Here is a 21,059-nt window from a genome sequence, read left to right as displayed (position 1 = left end):
ATCTAGCTCAGCAACGCCTGCAATCGAATCCAGCGCTGCGGCAAGTCGCCTTGCGAGGCGTTCAGGTAGTCCTCATACGTACAGGGCACCACCCGCTTGGTCGCGTTATCGCCGAGGCGCTCTACTTCCATCCACCACTTTTCGGCCCGGCGCGATTTGTAGAACACCAGCTTGTCGGGGTTGCCGGGCAATACCACGGTGTAGGTAAGGAAGCGGAAGGTGCCGAAGCCGGTTTCGGGCTTGCGGTGGTAGAAGCCTTCCACGAAGTACCAGAGCATGGTGGCGATGGTGGCGGCAGCCAGCCCGTTGGGGTCCACATCAGCGCGGTAGCCGTAGAGGCCGAAAGAGCTAAGCTGCTCGTTGTGGCCCGCATACCAGCACAGCTGCGTCGCTTCCTCGTTGCCCAGCCCAAAGGGGTTGGCGGGATAGTAGCCCGGCGAGTCCTGCCAGCGAATGGCGGCAATGTCCACGCTCATAAAATCGGCCTGGCGCACCAGCGGCTCGGCCAGGCGGCGGTCGGCGCGCACTTCGCCCACGCTCATGGTGTCGAAATGCAGCTTTTCGAGGGCCACCATCACCTCGGGCGGCGTGAGGTATTGCTGATGGCCGAGGTGGGCCAGGCTGAACACGATGTTGGGCTCGTGCACCAGCAGGCGGCGCAGGTGGCTTTCTTCGGGCGGGGTGCCGGGGCCGGGCTCGGCCATGTCGGGCCGCGAGTCCACAATGGTCACGTTGATGGTGCGGTCCTGGGCTTCGTAGGCCAGAAACTGGCCGTAGTCTAAATCGTGGCTGCCGCCGAGCAGGATGGGCACCGTGTTTTCCTCCAGCAGCGCCCCGATGATTTCGCGCAGGCGCTGATAGGTGTCTTCCAGAGTAAGGCCGGGGCGCAGGTTGCCGAGGTCGACCAGGCGCAGCATGCCCGAGCCTTTTTGCAGCTGGTAGAAGCGCTGGCGCACTTCGTTGGGGCCGTGGCGGCGGGCGTTGGGCGGGCCGGCCGCGCTGCCACGCCACTCATCCAGCCCGATGAGGGCCAGGTCGGCGGTGCGCCAGTCGGGAAATGTTTCGGTGAAGCGGGTGGCGTAGGCGGCCAGCGTGGTAGGCGCAGGTGAGGCCTCGGTCAGCGTTTCCGGCAGCGGGTCAAAAAACAGGGCCAGATTCATTGGGAGCGGGAATGCTAGAGCCCAAAATTACACCGAAAAAAGCCGGGTTTTGGGGCTTTTTGAGCGTTTTTGCGGTCAATTTGGTTTTTAGCCGTAAGCGGAAGGCCACAGATGTGGTTAGACCGGGATGGCGCAGCCCCAAAAAAAGCGCTTTATTTAAGCTGAATTTCACGCAATACGCCTTTATCCGACCCCACCCATGGACGTTCGTCGCGCCTTTGATATCCTAGCTCACCAAATTGCCGAGTCGCCGAAGTCCGACGCCCTGGCCTCCAAAATTGACGGCAAATGGGTGCCCATCAGCAGCCAGCAACTTCAGGACCAGGCCAACCTCGTCTCGCTCGGCCTCGTGTCGCTCGGGCTCAAGCGCGGCGATAAGGTGGCCATTATCAGCATGAACCGCCCCGAGTGGATGATGGCCGACTTCGGCATCTCCCAAATAGGGGCCACCAGCGTGCCGATGTATCCCAGCATCACCGTCGAAGATTACAAATACATCTTCACCGATGCCGGCGTGCGGGCCGTGTTTGTGGCCGATAAAAAGCTGTTCGACAAGGTGCGCGAGGCCACCGAAGGCCTCGATATTCCCGCCGCCAACATCTTCACCTTCGACAAAGTGGAAGGTGCCCGCCACTTCAGCGAGCTGCTGGAGCTGGGCAAAAAAGGCAACGCCGCCGACCTGGAACCGCTGAAAGCCGCCGTGGAGCCCGACGATTTGCTCACGCTCATCTACACCAGCGGCACCACTGGCAAGCCCAAGGGCGTGATGCTCACGCACGATAACATTCTGAGCAACTGCCGCAACTCGCAGCGTTTTGTGCCCGTCACGAAGAACGACAAAGCACTGAGTTTCCTGCCGCTCTGCCATATTTTTGAGCGTATGGTGACCTACCTGTACATGATAAACGGCGTGAGCATCTACTACGCCGAAAACATGGACGTCATCGCCGACAACCTGCGCGAGGTGAAGCCCGAAATCTTCACCACCGTGCCCCGCCTGCTGGAGAAGGTGTATGATAAAATCGTGCAGAAGGGCCACGAACTGGAGGGCATCAAGAAAAACCTGTTCTTCTGGGCCCTCGACTTGGGCCTGAAATACGACACCCAAAAAGACCAGGGTTTCCTATATAATACCCAGTTGGCGCTGGCCAATAAGCTCATTTTCAATAAATGGTGTGAGGCGTTGGGCGGCAACCTGCGTTGCATCGTGAGCGGTGGCGGGGCCTTGCAGCCGCGGCTGGCCCGCGTGTTCTGGGCGGCCGGCATCCGCGTGATGGAGGGCTACGGCCTGACGGAAACCTCGCCCGTAATTGCCGTGGGTGGCTACGAGCCGGAGAACAACATGATTGGCACTGTTGGCCCGCTCATCGACAACGTGGAGGTGAAAATTGCCGCTGATGGCGAGATTCTGACCAAGTCGGCTTCCGTGATGAAGGGCTACTACAACAAGCCCGACCTTACGGCTGAGGTATTCGACCAGGAGGGCTGGTTCCACACCGGTGACATCGGCGAGCTGGTGAATGGCAAGTTTCTGAAAATCACCGACCGTAAGAAGGAGATGTTCAAGACCTCGGGCGGCAAGTACATCGCCCCGCAGGTTATCGAAGGCAAGCTCAAGGAAGACCCGCTCATCGAGCAGGCCATGGTGGTGGGCGCCGACCAGAAATATGCTTCCGCGCTGGTTATCCCTTCCTTCTCCGACCTCAAAGGCTGGTGCAAGCGCAACGGTGTGCCAGATGCCTCAAATGAGGAGTTGATTAAAAATCAAAAAGTTGTGGATATGTACGAAGGTCTGGTGAAGAAATATAACCAGAGCTTCGCCCAATGGGAGCAGGTGAAAAAAATCACCCTCTTGCCCGAGCTCTGGACCGTGGAAACCGGTGAAATGACGCCTACGATGAAGGTGAAGCGCAAAGTCATTACCGAAAACCACAAGGAGGCGATTGAAGGGATGTATTCATAGGAGAAAAATGAGGAAACATTGAAAATAGAGCGCCCGCTTGTATCAAGCGGGCGCTTTTATGTTTTAGCTTTGCCACCTTGTGTTTCCACCATTTACTTCATTTTCATACATGAGTAACCTTTCCAAATTCGCTTGCTTCGCCTTGAGTGCAGCACTCCTCCTAAATGGTTGCAAAGGCAAGGACGGCGACCCGGGACCTGCCGGCGCCACGGGCGCAGCTGGTACTTCTGGCCAAAGCCTGACGGGTACGGTTTACGGCTTTGTCAATTCTACCGACGAAAATGGAGCATCGGTGAGCAAGGCGGGCGTGAGCGTCGCGCTGGAAGGCGCTACTACCCAAACGGCAACTACCGATGCGAATGGACGCTTCGAGTTTCTGAATGTGCGCAACGGTACCTACAACCTTACCTACACGCGGGCCAATTATGCCACGGTCAAGCGTTTTGCCGTGTCCCACGTTGGTGGCGACCAGCCCACCTTTTTGGGCTTAACTACTGTTACGCAAGTTTCCAATACGACGATAACCAACCTCACGCAGACGGGGCCTTCCACCACTTCCGGCATCCCGCTCTCTTTCAACGTGGTTAATTCAAACACCGCTAATTCGACATATCGGGCATCTTTCTTCGCCAGTAATACGGCGGGGGTAACGTCCGCCAACGGTACGTTGCTGACCACCTACATTCTCAATGCTTCCGGACCAACGAGCATCCTTTTCTCTCGCACCACGCTGCTCAATGCCGGTTTTGCGGCGGGTACCACGGTATATCTGGTAGCGTATGGCAGCCCGGTTTCATTGGCCAGCTACGTTGACCCTACAACGGGCCGCTTTGTGTACACTTCGTTAAACCCGACTCCATCTAATGCGATAAGCTTCGTGTTGTAGGTATTGCAGGGCGATAGAAGTTAAAAGATTGGGCCAGCTGGCGAAATGTTGATTTCGACGCTGGCCCAATCTTTTTTCCGACGAACTAGTATGCAAGCCTAACAAATTTTTCGTAAGTTTACCGCACTATCAGCCCGCCCATGAAACCCGAAGAAACCGTCGATTACAACATAAAAGTGGCTTGGCACGCGATTTCGCGGATGTATAACACCCAGGCCGCCCAGAACGATATCACGACCAGCATCGGCTTCGTGCTGCTCAATATCGACCAGGAGCGCGGCACGCCGGCCACCAAAATCGCCCCGCTGCTGGGCCTCGAAACCCGCAGCCTCACCCGCATCCTGCGCAGCATGGAGGAAAAAGGGTTGATTTATAAGCAGGCCGACTCGGTGGATAAACGCTCGGTCCGCATTTTCCTGACCGAGTTGGGCTTGGAGAAAAAAGAAGTTTCGCGCCAGACGGTGCGCCACTTCAACCTGAAAATCCGCGAGAAAATCCCGCAGAATCAGCTGGATGTTTTCTTCAAAGTCGCCGCTCAGATTACGAGCATGATTGAGAGCAAAACCCTCTTTGAGGAATTTGTGCTGAAGCCATTGCGCACCGAGTCTTCGGCGTCTTAAAGTTCTAACCGCCTGGCGGTGACGCTGTCAGCACCCGGGCTTACCGCTTACATTACCACCCACCTCATCACCCCACAAAGAGGATGAATCGAACCATCAAGAAAGTTGCCGTACTCGGCTCCGGCGTCATGGGCTCGCGCATTGCCTGCCACTTCGCCAACATCGGCGTGCAGGTGCTGCTGCTCGACATCGCCCCCAAAGAGCTGCTGCCCGACGAAGAAAAGAAGGGTCTGAAACTGGACGCTCCGGCCGTGCGCAATCGCATTGTAAATGCGGCTTTACAGGCTGCAATCGTTGCCAACCCTTCGCCGCTCTACCGCAAGGCCGATGCTGCCAAAATCAAGACCGGCAACTTTGATGACAACCTAAAGGACATCGCCACCTGCGACTGGACGATTGAGGTAGTTATCGAGCGCCTCGACATCAAAAAGAGCCTCTACGAGCGGGTGGAGCAGTTCCGCAAAAAGGGCACGCTGATTACCAGCAACACCAGCGGCATTCCCATTCACCTGCTGGCCGAGGGCCTCTCGGAGGATTTCAAGCAGCATTTCGCGGGCACGCACTTCTTCAATCCGCCGCGCTATTTGAAGCTGCTGGAAATCATTCCAACGCCGGACACCAAGCCGGAGGTGTTGGATTTCCTGCAGCACTACGGCGATTTGTATCTGGGCAAAACGGTGGTTTTGGCCAAGGACACGCCCGGCTTCATCGCCAACCGCGTGGGCGTGTGGGCCCTGCTCGATGCCATGCAAACCATGCAGAAGCTGGGCCTGACGGTGGAGGAAACCGACAAGCTAACCGGCCCGGTTATCGGCCACGCGAAGTCGGCCACGCTGCGCACTTCCGACGTGGTGGGCCTGGATACCACCATCAACGTAGCCAACGGTCTGGCCCAGGGCCTGCCTGATGACGAGGCCAAGGACGTATTTGTGCTGCCCGATTTCGTGAAGAAGATGGGCGAGAGCAAGTGGCTGGGCGACAAAACCGGCCAGGGCTTCTACAAGAAAGTGAAGGGCGAAGGCGGCAAGTCGGAAATTCACGCGCTGGACCTCAATACGCTGGAATACAAGCCAAGCCAGAAGGTGAAATTCGCCACGCTGGAGATGACTAAAACCATTGAGAAGCTGGCCGACCGCTTCAAGGTGCTGGTGAGTGGCAAAGACAAAGCCGGCGAGTTTTACCGCCTGAGCTTCGGCGGGCTGTTTGCCTACGTGAGCAACCGAGTGCCGGAAATTTCGGACCAGCTCTATAAGATTGACGATGCCCTACGCGCCGGCTTCGGCTGGGAGTTGGGCCCGTTTGAAACCTGGGACGCGCTGGGCGTGCAAGCGGGCGTGGACCTTGCCAAGGCGGCCGGCCGCACCGTGGCTACGTGGGTGGAGGAAATGCTGGCCGCCGGTAATTCGACCTTCTATAAGGTAGAAGACGGCGTGCGGAAGTTTTACGACCAGGCCAGCAAGAGCTACCAAGCCATTCCGGGCGTGGAGAATTTCATTATTCTCGACAACCTGCGCGCCAGCGGCAAAGTGCTGTGGAAAAACTCGGGCGCGTCGGTTATCGACCTCGGCGACGGCATCCTGAACGTGGAGTTCCACTCCAAAATGAACTCGCTGGGCACCGACGTTATCCAGGGCCTCTTGAAAGGCGTGGAGATGGCCGAAGCCGGCTACCGCGGCCTCGTGGTAGGCAACGACGCGCCGAACTTCTCGGCCGGCGCCAACCTGGGCCTCGTGTACATGCAGGCCCTGGAGCAGGATTTTGACGAACTGAACATGATGATTCAGCAGTTCCAGCAGGCCATGATGCGCATGCGCTACAGCAGCATCCCGGTGGTGGGCACTCCGCACGGCCTCACGCTGGGGGGAGGCTGCGAGCTGAACCTGCACTGCGACCGCGTGGTAGCGGCCGCCGAATCCTACATCGGCCTCGTGGAATTCGGCGTGGGCCTGATTCCCGGCGGCGGCGGTACCAAGGAAATGACCCTGCGCACTGCCCTCAAATACGAAGACGGCGAGCCCGAATTCAACCTGCTGCGCAACACCTACATGACCATCAGCACGGCCAAGGTTTCGACCTCCGCCGCTGAAGCCTTCGACCTAGGCTTCCTGCGCCGGGGCGATGAAGTGGTGCTGAACAGTAACCGCGTTATCGCCGCTGCGAAATCGGCCGCCCTCGACTTGGCCGATGCCGGCTACACCCAGCCGATGCAGAAAACCAACATCAAGGTGCACGGCAAAGGCGCGCTGGCCATGTTCAAAACCGGCGTGTACGCCATGCAGCAAGGCAACTACATTTCGACCCACGACCAACTCATTGCCGACAAGCTGGCCTATGTGATGTGCGGTGGAGATTTGTCATCGCCCACCGAAGTGAGCGAGCAGTACCTGCTGGATTTGGAGCGTGAGGCCTTCCTGTCGCTGTGCGGCGAGCGCAAGACACTGGAGCGGATTCAATCGATTCTGACCACGGGTAAGCCATTGCGCAACTAACTCAATTTGTCATGCTGACGAAGGAAGCATCTTATCACGGCTGCCTTTGTTAGCGTCTTAAACCTCAGTGGCGCAGGCGTGATAAGGTCCTTCGCCGCGCTCAGGATGACAATAAAAACAACATGTCTAACACCGCATATATCGTAGCAGGCTACCGCACGGCCGTGGGCAAAGCCCCCCGTGGCGGCCTCCGTTTCACCCGGCCCGACGACCTCGCCGCTGCCGTTATCAAACACCTCGTGGCCCAGGTGCCGGCCCTCGACCCCACGCGCATCGACGACGTAATCGTCGGCAATGCCGTGCCCGAGGCCGAGCAGGGCCTGCAAATGGGCCGCCTGATTTCGCTGCTGGCCCTGCCCATCAACGTGTCCGGCCTCATCGTGAACCGTTACTGCGGCTCCGGCGTGGAAACCATCGCCATGGCGGTGGGCAAAATCTCCTCGGGCATGGCCGACTGCATCATCGCGGGCGGCACCGAGAGCATGAGTATGGTGCCCACGGTAGGCTGGAAAACCGTGCCCAACTACAAGCTGGCGATGGCGCACCCCGACTACTACATGGGCATGGGCCTCACCGCCGAAGCCGTGGCCAACGACTACAAAATCAGCCGTCAGGACCAGGACGAATTCTCCTACAACTCGCACCAGAAGGCCATCAAAGCCATCGAAGCTGGCAAGTTTAAAAAGAGCATCGTGCCCATCACGGTAGAGGAAACCTACCTGGACCAGGCCACCGGCAAGAAGAAAAACCGCTCTTATGTGGTGGATACCGACGAAGGACCCCGCGCCGACACCTCGGTGGAAGCCCTGGGCAAGCTGCGGCCTGTGTTTGCCGCCAACGGCACTGTGACCGCCGGCAACTCTTCCCAGACTTCCGACGGCGCGGCCTTCGTGCTCGTGATGTCGGAGCGCATGGTGAAGGAGCTGAATCTGGAGCCCATCGCCCGCATGGTGAATTACGCCACCGAAGGCGTCGACCCGCGCATCATGGGCATGGGCCCCATCAAAGCCGTGCCAAAGGTGCTCAAGCAAGCCGGCCTGAAACTCGATGACATCGACCTGTTTGAGCTGAACGAAGCCTTCGCCTCGCAGTCACTGGCCGTGGTGCGTGAGCTGGGCATTGATACCGAAAAGCTGAACGTGAACGGCGGCGCTATTGCCCTCGGCCACCCGCTGGGCTGCTCCGGCGCCAAGCTCAGCATCCAACTCTTCGACGAGCTGCGCGAGCGTGGCAAGAAGTACGGCATCGTCACGGCCTGTGTGGGCGGCGGCCAAGGCGTCGCCGGTATCTACGAGTTGCTGAAGTAGCTTTCTGTATCGCAGCCAATCAGAACGTCATGCTGAACGTAGTGAAGCATCTCTACCGCGAGAGTAATCGAGATTGATTGTAAAAGGGTAGAGATGCTTCACTACATTCAGTTCAACAAACAGCATGAGCAAATGGCAGTTCTGAAACATATTCTCAGCTTATTCTTTCTGCTGATTGTGCCTTCACTAGCAGCCTGCGCTCAAAAACTGCCAGTTTCAAAAGAAGCTGTTGATTCCACACATGTGTACACTTACGTGGAAAAGATGCCGCAATTGCTTGGGGGCGGTGGGGTTACAGGAATTGTGAATGAGTTTTCAAAACGGTTGCGTATACCGGCATTTACTGATGACGGGGATACTCGTTATTCAGGCATCCATGTAACATTTGTAGTCGGTGCTGATGGACAGGTGCGAAATGCTGAAATATCGAAAAGCAGCAATAACCCCATCATTGACAATGCACTACTGACAACCGTAAGAAGTCTGCCTCGGTTAAGCCCTGGTTATCATGATGGTCAAGCAGTACCAGTCCGTCTGACGATTCCGATAAGCTGTATTAAGCCTCAATAGATGAAAAAGCGGCTGCGAAAGAAGCTTCGGCTACGGGAGTTTCAGGAGATGGGCTTCTCTGTGAAGTTCGATTTAGCTGAGCTTGGAAGCGACGAAGCTTACTTCACTTTCTGGGATAAGTTGGTCGAAGTAGTAGAAGCCAACCATTTGCTCATGGGCGGCGGGCTCAATGACTTCTTTGTAGGTACTGATTCCCGCCGCAGTGCTACCGAAGCTGACCGGAAAGCCATTGAGACTTGGCTACATCAGCAGCCAGAAGTATCAGCCGTAAATGTGAGTCTGTTGGTGGATGCCTGGCATGGCTCATTTGAGTAGCAGCATAATTTGATAAAAAGAAAACCCCGTTCAACCGGGGTTTTCTTTCGCCGATATAGTAGGCGTGCCTAACATTTTTTCTTAACTTGCAACACTAAACCGGCCGGCTAATTGTTTCTCTAACTAGTAGGCTAGCCTAACACTATTCAACTCCACACCCCACCCCAAACCGTCATGGAAGTAACGCAGCAAGCCAGCCTGAAGGGCGGCGAATTCATTATTAAGCCGACCGATGCCCAGAGCGTCTTCACCCCGGCCGACTTTACCGAAGAGCAGGTCATGATGCACCAGACCTGTCTGGATTTCGTGGCCGCCGAAGTGCAGCCGCTGCTGGAGCGCCTCGACAACCATGAGGAAGGCCTGATGCGTGGCCTGATGGAGAAAGCTGGCCAGCTCGGCCTGTTCGGCGTGAGCATTCCGGAGCAGTACGGCGGGCTGGACATGGACTTCACTACGGCCCTGCGCGTGACCGAGGGCGTGGGTGGCGGCCACTCATTCCCGGTGGCGTTTGCGGCGCACACGGGCATCGCCATGCTGCCCATCCTGTACTTCGGCAACGATGAGCAGAAGGCCAAATACCTGCCCGGCCTCACCGATGGCACCCTGATGGGCGCTTACTGCCTCACCGAGCCCGGCTCCGGTTCCGACGCGCTGGGCGCGAAGACCAAGGCCGTGCTGAACGCCGAAGGCACGCACTATGTGCTGAACGGCCAGAAAATGTGGATTACGAACGCCGGCTTTGCCGATGTGTTCATCGTGTTTGCCCAGATTGACGGCGACAAGTTCACCGGCTTCATCGTGGAGAAAAACACGCCCGGCCTGAGCCTCGGCAACGAGGAGCATAAGATGGGCATCAAAGGCTCGTCGACCCGTCAGGTGTTCCTGACCGATGCGCAGGTGCCGAAGGAGAATGTGCTGGGCGAGATTGGCAAAGGCCACCTCATCGCCTTCAACGTGCTGAACATTGGCCGTATCAAGCTGGCCGCGGCTTGCCTGGGCGCTACTAAAATGGCGGCTGACCTCAGCGTGAAATACGCCAACGAGCGGGTGCAGTTCAAAATGCCCATCTCGAAGTTTGGCGCTATTCGCTACAAGCTGGCGCAACAGGCCATCCGCATCTACGCCGTTGAATCGGCCATTTACCGCGCGGGTTCCGACATTTACCGCATGGAGCAGCAGCTCATCGCCGAAGGCAAAGGCTCGAACGAAGCCCTGCTGGGCGCAGCCCGCGAGTTTGCCGTGGAGTGCGCCATCCTGAAAGTGGAAGGCTCGGAAGTGCTTGACTATGTGGTGGACGAAGGCGTGCAGATTTACGGCGGCTACGGCTTCTCGGCCGATTACCCGATGGACCGCGCCTACCGGGATTCGCGCATCAACCGCATCTTCGAAGGCACCAACGAAATCAACCGCCTGCTGGCCGTTGACATGATTCTGAAAAAGGGCCTGAAAGGCGAAATCGACCTGATGGGCCCCGCCCAGGCCGTGCAGCAGGAGCTGATGAGCATCCCGAGCATGAGCCAGGACGAGGAAACCGGCCTGTTCAGCAAGGAGATGAAGACCATCGCCAACCTGAAAAAGGCCATCCTGATGGTGGCCGGCTCGGCCGTGCAGAAGTTCACCGCTACCCTCGCCAAGGAGCAGGAGTTGCTGATGAACATTGCCGACATGGCCATTAAAACCTACATCGCCGAGAGCACCCTGCTCCGCGTGGAGAAGGAAGCCGCCGCCAAAGGCGAAGAAGCCATGGCCGTAGAAATCGACATCGCCCGCGTGTACCTGGCCGATGCCGTGGACATCGTGGAGAAAGCCGGCAAAGACGCAATTGGCAGCATGGCCGAAGGCGACGAGCAGCGCCTGCTGCTCATGGGCCTGAAGCGCTTCACCAAAACGGAACTCATCAACGTGAAGGAGTCGCGCCGCCGCATTGCCGCCAAGCTGATTACGGCCAACGAGTACGCCGTCTAAATCACGGATGCGTCGGATTGCCGGCGGATTCTGCGGATTTTGTAGACATTAAAAAAGGCCGCTCCTGGATTCAGGAGCGGCCTTTTGTTTGATAAATATCAGCGGACGAATCTTATTCTTTCACTAGTTTCAAATGCTGAACCTTGCCGTTCAGCGTGATATGCAGTACATAAATTCCCCGGGGCAGGAACGACAGACCGGAAACGCGCAGCTTGGCCAAGCCGGCGGGTACTTCTGCTACCTGTGTGTGCACGGTGCGACCGGTGGCATCGGTTAGGGTGAGGGGCGTAACGGTAGCGGAGGTGGCTTGGGTAGTCAGCGTCAGGGTTTCGCTGAAAGGGTTGGGGCTGGCGGTCAGCGTGACGGCGTTGCCCGCACCAAACACCACGGCTTTGGGAGCGGTGAAGGTGCTGCTGCCATCTAAATCAATCTGCTGCAAGCGGAAATACGCGGTACCAGTCAGGTTATCTACCGCCGTCAGAAACTGGTAAGCTTGTGTTTGGCTGCTGCTGGCCTGGCGGCTGGGCACGAAACCTAACGTGCGGAACTCGCGGCCATCGGCCGAAACCTGCACGGCAAAGCCCTTGCTGTTCTGTTCGGTAGCCGTAGCCCAGGTGAGCAAAGCCTGCTGGCCCTGGCGTTCGGCATCGAAGCGGGTGAGGGTGACGGGCAGCGGCGCGGCGCGGTTGCCCAACGTCCAGTCGGAGAGGTGAGTGAGGCCGGTCAGGGTTACGGTATTTGCGCTGGCGGTGCCGCCTTCGGGCCGCCACAGGCCGCCGGCAATGGGCCGGCTGAAGAGCTGAAGATTGGCCGCAGGAATGCCGTTCAACTCAGCTGTGCTGGGCGAATAGCCGAATATCAGGTCCATGTTAAGGCCGGTTTCGGTGGTGGGCACGATGCGGTATTGGCGACGGATGCTACGGCTGGTGACGCCGGCATTGGCCCCAGCCGTGGGCGTGACGCCGTAGACCGGCGTGCCCGTGGTACGCACCACGTAGGTGCTGCCAGGCAGGGCCGCGCCGCCGGTGGTGTGAGCCGTGAGGGTAAGCCCAAGCCCGCCAAAACCGGTGGAATTGCCATCGGCCACGAAGCTGAGCGTAGCCGACTGCACCTGGCCCAGCACAAAGCTGGTAGCGGTTTCGCTGATGGTGGCGTTGCGGCCCAGCGTGAGCAGGTGCGCGCCCGAGCCATCGGGCAGGTAGCCCTTGAGTATGCCCCGGCTGAGTGCAAGGCTGGTGTTCACGGTCACGTCGCTGTTGAGCTGGAGCGTATCGGAAGCGGTGGCCAGATTGATTTTCAGGGAGCGCACCGTGGCCGGCAGGCCGGAGCCCGACTGCTGGTTGGCGCCGCCCGTGAAGGTGCCGGTGTAGGTGTAAATGCCATCGGGGCTGAATGAGCGGGTGCCCGTCACCTGCACCGCGCCGGTGCTGCCGCTGGCCGCAATGCCGGCCGGCGCGCAGATTTGCAGCTCGCCGCCGGCCGCCAGCGTAAAGCTGGTGCCCGTGATGGTCTGGCAGGCGGTGTTGAGCACGCCGCCGCTTTGCACCAGCGTATTGCCCTGCGCCGTGAGCGGGCCGGTGAGGGTGGCCGTGCCGCCGCTCACCACCGTCACGTTGCCGTAGGTGCCGGCGGGTACGGTTTGCGCGTCGCCAATGGTGAGGTTGGGCAGGCCATTCACGAAGCCTTCGCCGGCCACGTACACGTTGCGCAGAAAAGCGTAGCGGCTCTGATTGGAAGTGCCCGCCGCAAAGTAGAAGCGGAAGCTCAGCACCTGGCCGCTGCTGCGGAGTACGCCAATGCTGCCGTTCAGGGCCAGGCGGTAGGTGGTCAGGGTGTTGGTGCCGTTATAATAAGGGGCGGCATCGGGAGCATTCAGCGCCGTGCCTTTGATGAACGTGCTGGTGGCGAAGCCATCGGTGGAGTACGCCACGGCTATTTTGCCATTAGAAGTGCCGTAAAATGCGTGGGAAAACACCAGCGAGTCGGCGCGCAGGTTGTCGCCGGACGCGGCCGTCACGTCAAACTGCTCGTAGACGCCGGCGCTGAGGCTGCTGCTCCAGCCGCCGCCGTTGCTGGTGCCGCCGCCCACCCCGGCCGGGCCGGAATTATCGGGCGAAAACGCCTGGCCGTAGGTGGGCGAGTACACGGGAATGGCCGGCGTATTCAGCGAGGCATTGAACTGGTTGTACGACAGGTACAGCCCACTCAACGTGGGTGTAGCGGCTACCACCGCGTAGGAGCGGGTAGCAGCGTTGTCGGCGTTATCGGCCGTCAGAGGCCACTGCTGAATGCTGCCGGAACTGGCCGCCCCGGTGGTGAAGGTCAGGGTTTGGGCGTAGCCGGGGGTACCGCCGCAATTGGTTTGCAGGGTCAGGGTATAAGTAGTGGCGGCATTCAGACCGGTCAGGGCCACCGGCGAGGCCGTGGGGTTCACGGTCACGGCCGAGCCGGGCGCGCCGGTGGGGTAGTAGCTCACGGTGTAGGCCGCGTTGCCCGCGCCGGGTACGAAGCTCAACTGAGCCCGGGTCGCGCTAATGTTGCCGATGCTGGCATTGGTGGCGCTGGGACAAGCCGATATCGCTACGCCTGTCACAAAGAGATTGCGGGTCAGCGCGTGGCGCTGGCTGCTCGACCCAATGGCGTAGTACAGGCGGAAAGCCACCGTGCTGCCCGCGCTTAGGGTAACGCCGGCCGTGCCCGCCAGCGGCAGGCGCAGCACCGAGTAGCCAGGGTTGCTGGCCTTCGTAATAGCCACGGGCGTGGCCGCACTGCCCAGGATAAAAGTGCTGGTAGCAAAATTGTCCGTCGAATACGCCACCGACAGCATGGCCCCGGAGCCGTAACCACCGGAGTTAAACACCAGCGAATCGACCCGCAGGCTGCCACCCGGCGCGGCCGTTACGTCGAATTCCGTGTAGCGGGCTAGGTTCACACCGCCACCCCAGCCCGAGCCGTCGCCATTGGGCGCCACGCCCTGGCCGCGGAAAGAGTACGCCGGCAGCAGCGTCGATTCGCCGTCTTTAGAGGTGCCATCCGAAACCACCAGGCCCGTCAGGGTACCCGTGCTGGCCGCCACGCCAGCGGCGCGCACGGTAGCATCGTCCGTTGCATCGGTCGTTAGCGGGAACGACTGCAATATTACCGAATTGGCCACGCGGGTAGCAAAAGTGGTGCTGAGCACGGTGCCCACCGCGCCATTGGCGCAGGTGCTTTGCAGCGTCACGGTGTAGTTGGTGCCATCGGTGAGGCCCGTGAGGGCCACCGGCGAGGCCGTGGGAGCCGGCGACACGGTAACGGCCGAGCCGGGCGAGCCCGTGGGATAATACGTCACCACGTAGCTGGCATTAGCCGCGCCGGGCACGAAGCTTAGGCTGGCCGAGCTGCTGGTGCGGCTGGCGTTGGCCACCGCCAAGCCCGTTGGGTCGGCACAGGTGAGAGTGGTAAAGGTGGTGCTGAGCAGCGTGCTCGTGCCCACTGCGCAGGTGCTTTGCAGGGTTACTGTATAGTCGGTGCCGGCAGTGAGACCGGTGAGGTTGTCCGAAGTAGCCGTTGCGCCGAGCGCGTGCGTTACAACAGGCGTGCCCGCCGTGGTCGGATAATATTTGAGAGTGTAGCCCGTGCTGCCCGCCGCTCCCGTGAAGCTCACGGCCGCCGAAGTCTGGCCAATGCTGCCAGCAGCCGGCGCGCCTGGGTCGGCACAAGTGCCCACATTGGTGGTGAAAGTGGGAGAGGTGATGGTGGCCGTGACCGTATTGCCGGGGTTCGTGCCTACGGCCGTAGCCGTATAAGCCGTTCCAGCCGTCAGGCCGCTGATGGTGTACGTCGCCACATAGTTATTGCCACTGGTTGGGGCCGTCGTTAATATAGCCGTTCCACCCGTCGGGTTGGTGCTCAGAGAATAAGCATAGCTTCCCGCACTGGTTGGGGTCGGCGTATTAAAGGAAACCTGGGCAGTGGTAGTAGTGGGGGAGCCTGCCGTGATGGCCTGGCCGCGTATCGAAAGCGCCTTCAGCTCGGCGGGCCGCGACGAGGAAGTTCCGATAGCATAGTACAGCCGGAAGGCTATCCGGCCGGTAGCGGCCAGGGACACTCCCGATGTTCCATTAAGTGCCAGTGCCAGTTTGCTATACGTGCTGTTCGTGCCCGTTAGCTGGGTAACGTTGTTTACTGCCCCCCCGGTGATGGTAGTGCCGCTGATGCTGCCGTAGATGAACGTATAAGTGGCAAAACCATCCGTAGAATACGCAATGCCCAGCTTGCCCGATGACGAATTATTGAAGGCCGTGCTCAGATAAAGCGAGTCGACCCGGGCGTTGTAGCCCGAAGCCACTGTGGCCGGAAACTCCTCGTAGCGGGTCAGCACCGGCGTCCCGTTCCACCCGGTACCGTCGTTGACAGGAGCAAAAGCCTGGCCCAGCGTCGAATAGCCGATGGCTGCGCCGCTGGTCGTCAAAACCAGATTGCTGAACGTTGGGCTGGATGGAACTGTGATGCCCGCCGCCGTAGTGGATGTGTAATTACTGGTGAGCGGAAATTGCGCCAGCACCGACTGCGCCCACGCGCAGGAAGGCAGCAACCCAAAGGCGCCCAGCAAAATTATTATGGCCTGAAAACGGAGGCCGCGCTTCCCGTCGGCATTGCCAGCAGCAAGTAAAAGTTTAAGCATGAAAAAGATGAACAGATGGTGGGATAATGCATCTCCAGTAAAGAAGACTTCCCGGCAAGGTCAACCAAACTCGACCGTAGCCCAATACCCCTGTTCAACTATATTCTCGCAATCGATGCCGGGAACGATGTCGGGAACGATTGCGCCAGTCGGCCCCAATGATGCATGTACCTGATTATTGCTTTCCAGGCCCTATAATAGCATCTCCCTCGGCCTTATTTTACCACGATTTTTTCCAGCTGCAAGGCGGCCGATTTCTTGCTGGGCCGGCTCACGCCAATGATGGTTTTCTCGTCAAGCCAAGCAGTGAAATCCTTCACATAAGCCAGCTGCTGGTCGTCGGCCACATTCAGTTTTAGGCGCTCAGGTGCACTCACTACGCCGGTTTGGGCGTTCACGCGGCGCAGGTACAGGTCTGATTTCTTGTTGATGTTTTCCAGCGTGAGCAGCTGCACCGTGCCGCCAAATACCGCCGCCCGAAACCCAATGCCCGTGTAGGAATCCACGGCCGGGGCCACCTGGTCTTTCGCCACAATGCTGTGCCAGGTAGGCGCGCCAAACTCATTATAGCCAAACAGATGCAGCTCGCGGGCGTGCACCGGCGCTTCGCTGCCGCCTTCCTCAAAGTGCTTTTCGGCCACCACTACCAGCTGCTTTTCCGGCGTCAGCAGCAACTCGCCTAAGTAGATGTCATCGAGGCGTTTCACTTCGAGTCCGCTGGCCTTGCTCACCTCCGTCAGGTAAGCCGGCGTGAAGCGGAACTCCGGCGAGAATTTCATGTCGCCGCTGCCGCTGAAATCGTATTTCACCACCTTCAGGCTGTAGTATTCGCCGGTTTGGTAGTCGGCGCACAGCGCGGCGGCATACAGGCTGCCGTCGTTCAATACCGTGAACTTCGCGTCGCGCACCGTCACGGGCCGGCCGCCAAACACGCCGCCCACCGGCACACCCAATACCTTGATTTCGGTGGAAGGCCCAGCCGGGTAGCGGCGCACCGTCAGCTTTTTCATGCCCTCGCTGATGAGCGTTACATACTGCGTACCATCATTGGCCACGTGCACGGCCGGCGAGAAAAAGTCGCTTAGTGTCCGAAAATCATACGTTTTCTCCTCCAGCTGCGCCAGGCTCTGGTCGAAGAGCGTGGCCGCAATGCTCTTCACCTGCTGGTTGCTGGTGAGGTAGCGGAAAGCCAGCAGCCGGCTGCCATCCGGCGAGATGCTTACGCCCGGGCGGCGGTCGCGGGCCGGGGCGCTCATCACCATCTTGGCTGCGCCCTTCTGGCCGCTTTGCAGGCTCACGGGTACCACGGTCAGGTTCTGGCCGTTGTCATCCTTGTGGTGCAGCACCACCAGGGCCTGCTGCGTGCCGCGCCCGAAAGCCTCCAGCGTCTCGCCGGGCCCTACCGGAATGGTGGTGGCCCACTGCTTTTTGAGGTCGGCATCGTAGCGCTCTACGGCATAGCCGCCGGCACTCTGGTGGGCCAGAATTACAAACCCCGAACCGTCGGCCAGCGCCAACGTCTTGTGCGGCACGCGCATGTCGTAGCGGTCGGTGCCCTGTTCGGGCAGGTAGCTGAATGGGGCCGACTTCACCTTCTGGGCCACGGCCGATGCGGCGTTGCCCAACAGGACTCCGCTCATTAAACCGATTATTACTGCGCGCTGCGACATAAAATTTTGGCGTGTTGGAAATATAAGGAAAGTGGATTTCAACGGTCTGGTATGCCCAAAAGTACCTGCTTTTAAGTTTCAACTTTGCTTTTTACCAGTGAAGGGCTTTGCCAATAGGGGGAGCGGCTAATAAAAAGGTATTTTAAGCATAACACTCCTGCCGTCACTTCCGTACAGGGACACCGTTTACTTTGTGTCAGCTTTCAGGGTTCAGTCGGAACTAATTGAGCGCGCCTCGTTTCAAGCTGTAATCCCCACACTTGGGCGAGTTATTTGACCTTTTTAACGGTTTTTTTGAACAAACTTCAGTTTTGCCTTACCTTTGCAAACGCCAGTATCTACTATTCCTATGAAATCCCTACTTAAGTTCACGCTGTTATCGGCCCTTATCATCGGCGGCAGGCTCGTTAAGGAGTCAGCTCCTGCTACCGTAGCCAAAACAGTTGAACCCACTACCAAGCCTAACTCCTCGGTTATCCTGGTGCATCAAGTGCTCACTTCCGAGCCAGTCCAGCCCGCCCGACAGCAGACCCAGCCGCAGCAGAGCGGCAGCGGACTCATAGCCGAGATGTTCTAGCAGAACACCCACAACGACTTTTTATAAGGTCGTTTTTTTTTGCCCTCTACCCAGCACAAACGTTTAACTAATCCGGCTCCAGTTCACGGCCGTGGCCGGCAGGCTTTCGATGTGGTGGCGGATGTTGGCATTTTCCGGGTTGGCCAGGTTCGGGTCTTCCGCCAGCAGCGTCTGGGCCGCGGCCCGGCTCTCGCTCAGGATGCGGCCATCCTTGGCCAGGTCCGCAATCAGCAAATCCAGCACGCCGCTTTGCTGGGTGCCCATCAGGTCGCCGGGGCCGCGTAGCTTCAGGTCGATATCGGCAATTTCGAAGCCGTTGTTGGTTCGCACCATCGTTTCGAGGCGGGTGCGGGCGTCCTTGCTCAGCTTGAAGCCCGACATCAGGATGCAATAGCTTTGGTCGGCCCCGCGGCCCACGCGGCCCCGCAACTGGTGCAACTGCGACAGCCCAAACCGCTCAGACGATTCAATCACCATCACCGAAGCGTTGGGTACGTTCACGCCCACCTCAATCACGGTGGTGGCCACCATTATCTGGGTTTCCCGCTTGATGAAGCGCTGCATCTCGTAGTCCTTTTCCTCGGCCTTCATGCGTCCGTGCACGATGCTAATCTGGAACTCCGGGAAAGCCCGCGCCACACTCTCGTAGCCATCAGTCAGGTCCTTGTAGTCCATCGTTTCCGATTCCTCAATCAGCGGATACACGATGTACACCTGCCGCCCAATTTTTACTTGGTCGCGGATAAACTCAAACACTTTCAGCCGGTTGGCATCAAACCGGTGCACCGTCACGATGGGTTTGCGGCCGGCTGGCAGCTCATCAATCACGCTCACGTCCAAGTCGCCATATAGGGTCATGGCCAGCGTGCGCGGGATGGGCGTGGCCGTCATCACCAGCACGTGCGGGATGACATGCGGATTTTTTTGCCACAGCTTCGAGCGTTGCGCCACCCCAAAGCGGTGTTGCTCATCCATAATGGTCAAACCCAGGTTACGGAACTGCACCACGTCTTCGAGCAGCGCGTGGGTGCCCACCAGCATGTGCATGGTGCCGGCGCGCAGTTCCTCGTGCAGCACGCGGCGCTCGGCCGTGCGGGTGCTGCCCGTGAGCTTGCCAATCTTGATGCCCAGCGCATCAGCGTACACTTTCAGGCCCACGTAGTGCTGGTCAGCCAGAATCTCCGTGGGGGCCATGATGCAGCTTTGCGCGCCGTTGTCGGCCGCCATCAGCATGGCGATGAAGGCCACGATGGTTTTGCCTGAGCCCACGTCGCCCTGCAACAGTCGATTCATCTGCTGCCCGGTGCAGAAGTCCTTATAGATGTCGTGGATAACGCGCTTCTGCGCCCCAGTTAAGTCAAATGTGAGGTGGTTTTTATAGAAGTCCACCAGCGTCGGCACCTGATTGAAAATCTGGCCCGCCAGCGTCACCTTGCGCTGGTCGCGCTGCCGCAACAGCTTGAGCTGCACGTAAAACAGTTCCTCAAACTTGAGCCGGAACTGCGCCGCCGCCAGCAGCTCCGCGCTCTGCGGAAAGTGAATCTGCTGTAAGGCCTGCGCCTTGCTCATCAACCCATACCGCTCTATCAGCGCCGGCGACAATGACTCCGTAATATGCGGCACCGCCAGCCGCAGCAGCTCGGCCACCATTCGCATAATGGCCTTGCTATCCACGCGGTGGTAGTTCTTGAGCTTCTCCGACGTGTTATACACCGGCTGCAAAAAGCTCTGGCCCGGCTTGGCTTCGCTCACTTCCTCCAGTTCCGGATGCGCCATCTGCGGCCGCCCGTTAAACATTGTCGGCTTACCAAAAACGATGTATTCCTGGTTGTTCTTAGCTACCTGCTGCACCCATTTGATGCCCTTAAACCAGACTAACTCCAGCTCGCCGGTGCCATCGCCCACCTTCGCGGTCAGGCGCTGCTTTGGCCCTTCGCCCACTAGCTCTTTGCCGCGCAGCATGCCGCGCACCTGCACGTAGGGCAGGTCGTCGTTAAGGTCGGCTACTTTATACACCTGCGTCCGGTCCAGGTACCGGAACGGGTAGCGCTGAATCAGGTCGCCGTAGGTAAACAGGTTCAATTCTTTGCCCAGCAGCTGCGCCCGCTGCAGGCTACCCACCGAGCGCAGAAATTCGAGCCGGGTATTGAAGAAATTACTCATTCTCCGTCCCTACTTATACTTTAATGTGTTAAGCATCCGCACCATATCCGTCTTCACGTACTCAATCACCGGGGCCAGCGAGTCGTTCGCCGTGGCCGTGCGGAAGTAGAGCGCACCACGGAAAAAGTGCTTGGTGCTGTCCGTAGTGTAAAACTGAAACTGACTTGGCACCTCGCCCTGTAGCTCAAACACCGAAGCCCGCATCCCACTCGGCGTCTTCAAAATCCGCTCATCAATGGCCGTGGCCTTGATTTCGTGCTTGCCCGTGAGCTTGCGGGCATCCTCCATCATCTTATTATAGAGGCGGCGGTCGCGTTGCACGTCCATGTAAGTAATCTGCACGTTGGCGTGCAGCTTGGGGTAGTATACATTCAGCCAGTGCGGCTGCGCCATGTACGACGAATCCCGCTTAATGACGGCCTGCGTCGAGTATTCGAACTCATACGGGTGGCCAGCCGGCAGCATCCGGTAGCGGTGCGCCGGCAGGTCAATGCGGTTGTACCCCTTGGGCTTAGGCGTAAAATCCGGGGCCGACGAGCAACTCGCCAGCAGTACCAGCCCAGTCAGCACCGGCAAGGTTGAAAGGTATTTCATGCAAGAAGCGGCCCCGGCCTTAAAATGGCCCAGCCTTCGTAGATTCAAAGGTAACTGCCACCGCAACGAAAAAAGCCCCGGCACAGTGCCAGGGCTTCATCTCAATCATTGCGC

The 21,059-nt window shown here is 58.8% G+C and carries 14 protein-coding genes; 9 read left to right on the top strand and 5 right to left on the bottom strand.

The window, feature by feature from the left end; all coding sequences use genetic code 11:
* Positions 1 to 2 precede the first annotated feature (2 nt).
* Positions 3 to 1,160, bottom strand: coding sequence for a formimidoylglutamase (locus tag ACYVM5_RS07605; RefSeq protein WP_342297115.1), 1,158 nt, complete (start codon positions 1,158 to 1,160; stop codon positions 3 to 5).
* Between the two features lie 199 nt (positions 1,161 to 1,359).
* Here ACYVM5_RS07605 and ACYVM5_RS07600 point away from each other — a divergent pair, with 199 nt between their 5' ends.
* The 8 genes from ACYVM5_RS07600 to ACYVM5_RS07565 all read left to right on the top strand — a co-directional run bounded on the left by ACYVM5_RS07600 (position 1,360) and on the right by ACYVM5_RS07565 (position 11,275).
* A complete protein-coding gene (locus ACYVM5_RS07600) occupies positions 1,360 to 3,123 on the top strand; it encodes an AMP-dependent synthetase/ligase (RefSeq protein ID WP_460617538.1) in 1,764 nt (587 codons plus the stop codon).
* Between the two features lie 109 nt (positions 3,124 to 3,232).
* Positions 3,233 to 4,009 (top strand): carboxypeptidase-like regulatory domain-containing protein, encoded by a 777-nt coding sequence (locus ACYVM5_RS07595; RefSeq protein ID WP_460617537.1) that lies wholly within the window; start codon positions 3,233 to 3,235, stop codon positions 4,007 to 4,009.
* Between the two features lie 140 nt (positions 4,010 to 4,149).
* Positions 4,150 to 4,629: a MarR family winged helix-turn-helix transcriptional regulator gene (locus tag ACYVM5_RS07590; RefSeq protein ID WP_460617536.1), complete on the top strand. Its 480-nt coding sequence runs from the start codon at positions 4,150 to 4,152 to the stop codon at positions 4,627 to 4,629.
* A gap of 83 nt (positions 4,630 to 4,712) precedes the next feature.
* A complete protein-coding gene (locus ACYVM5_RS07585; protein WP_460617535.1) occupies positions 4,713 to 7,118 on the top strand; it encodes a 3-hydroxyacyl-CoA dehydrogenase/enoyl-CoA hydratase family protein in 2,406 nt (801 codons plus the stop codon).
* A 122-nt stretch (positions 7,119 to 7,240) separates the two neighbouring features.
* Positions 7,241 to 8,425, top strand: a complete 1,185-nt coding sequence (locus tag ACYVM5_RS07580; protein ID WP_198069122.1) for an acetyl-CoA C-acyltransferase — start codon at positions 7,241 to 7,243, stop codon at positions 8,423 to 8,425.
* Between the two features lie 93 nt (positions 8,426 to 8,518).
* Positions 8,519 to 8,995, top strand: a complete 477-nt coding sequence (locus tag ACYVM5_RS07575) for an energy transducer TonB (RefSeq protein WP_460617534.1) — start codon at positions 8,519 to 8,521, stop codon at positions 8,993 to 8,995.
* Positions 8,996 to 9,310: a YggL 50S ribosome-binding family protein gene (locus tag ACYVM5_RS07570; RefSeq protein ID WP_460617533.1), complete on the top strand. Its 315-nt coding sequence runs from the start codon at positions 8,996 to 8,998 to the stop codon at positions 9,308 to 9,310.
* A 174-nt stretch (positions 9,311 to 9,484) separates the two neighbouring features.
* The gene (locus ACYVM5_RS07565) at positions 9,485 to 11,275 is read left to right on the top strand and encodes an acyl-CoA dehydrogenase family protein (RefSeq protein ID WP_460617532.1); all 1,791 of its coding nucleotides are present in this window, start codon (positions 9,485 to 9,487) and stop codon (positions 11,273 to 11,275) included.
* 112 nt (positions 11,276 to 11,387) lie between these two features.
* Here ACYVM5_RS07565 and ACYVM5_RS07560 read toward each other — a convergent pair whose 3' ends face one another.
* Together ACYVM5_RS07560 and ACYVM5_RS07555 are read right to left on the bottom strand one after the other, a co-directional pair.
* Positions 11,388 to 15,941: a T9SS type A sorting domain-containing protein gene (locus tag ACYVM5_RS07560; RefSeq protein WP_460617531.1), complete on the bottom strand. Its 4,554-nt coding sequence runs from the start codon at positions 15,939 to 15,941 to the stop codon at positions 11,388 to 11,390.
* A gap of 215 nt (positions 15,942 to 16,156) precedes the next feature.
* Positions 16,157 to 17,581, bottom strand: coding sequence for a hypothetical protein (locus ACYVM5_RS07555; protein ID WP_460617530.1), 1,425 nt, complete (start codon positions 17,579 to 17,581; stop codon positions 16,157 to 16,159).
* 379 nt (positions 17,582 to 17,960) lie between these two features.
* Here ACYVM5_RS07555 and ACYVM5_RS07550 point away from each other — a divergent pair, with 379 nt between their 5' ends.
* Complete coding sequence (locus tag ACYVM5_RS07550) at positions 17,961 to 18,188, top strand: hypothetical protein (RefSeq protein WP_460617529.1); 228 nt, start codon at positions 17,961 to 17,963, stop codon at positions 18,186 to 18,188.
* Positions 18,189 to 18,251: 63 nt separating this feature from the next.
* Here ACYVM5_RS07550 and recG read toward each other — a convergent pair whose 3' ends face one another.
* Both recG and gldD read right to left on the bottom strand, forming a co-directional pair.
* The gene (gene recG, locus ACYVM5_RS07545; RefSeq protein ID WP_460617528.1) at positions 18,252 to 20,351 is read right to left on the bottom strand and encodes an ATP-dependent DNA helicase RecG; all 2,100 of its coding nucleotides are present in this window, start codon (positions 20,349 to 20,351) and stop codon (positions 18,252 to 18,254) included.
* A 9-nt stretch (positions 20,352 to 20,360) separates the two neighbouring features.
* Entirely contained in the window at positions 20,361 to 20,945 is a 585-nt protein-coding gene (gene gldD / locus ACYVM5_RS07540; RefSeq protein WP_460617527.1) for a gliding motility lipoprotein GldD, read from the bottom strand.
* Between the last annotated feature and the right edge of the window lie 114 nt (positions 20,946 to 21,059).

This window comes from Hymenobacter ruber, from assembly GCF_054783255.1.
This window is presented reverse-complemented; position numbering and strand designations above follow the sequence as displayed.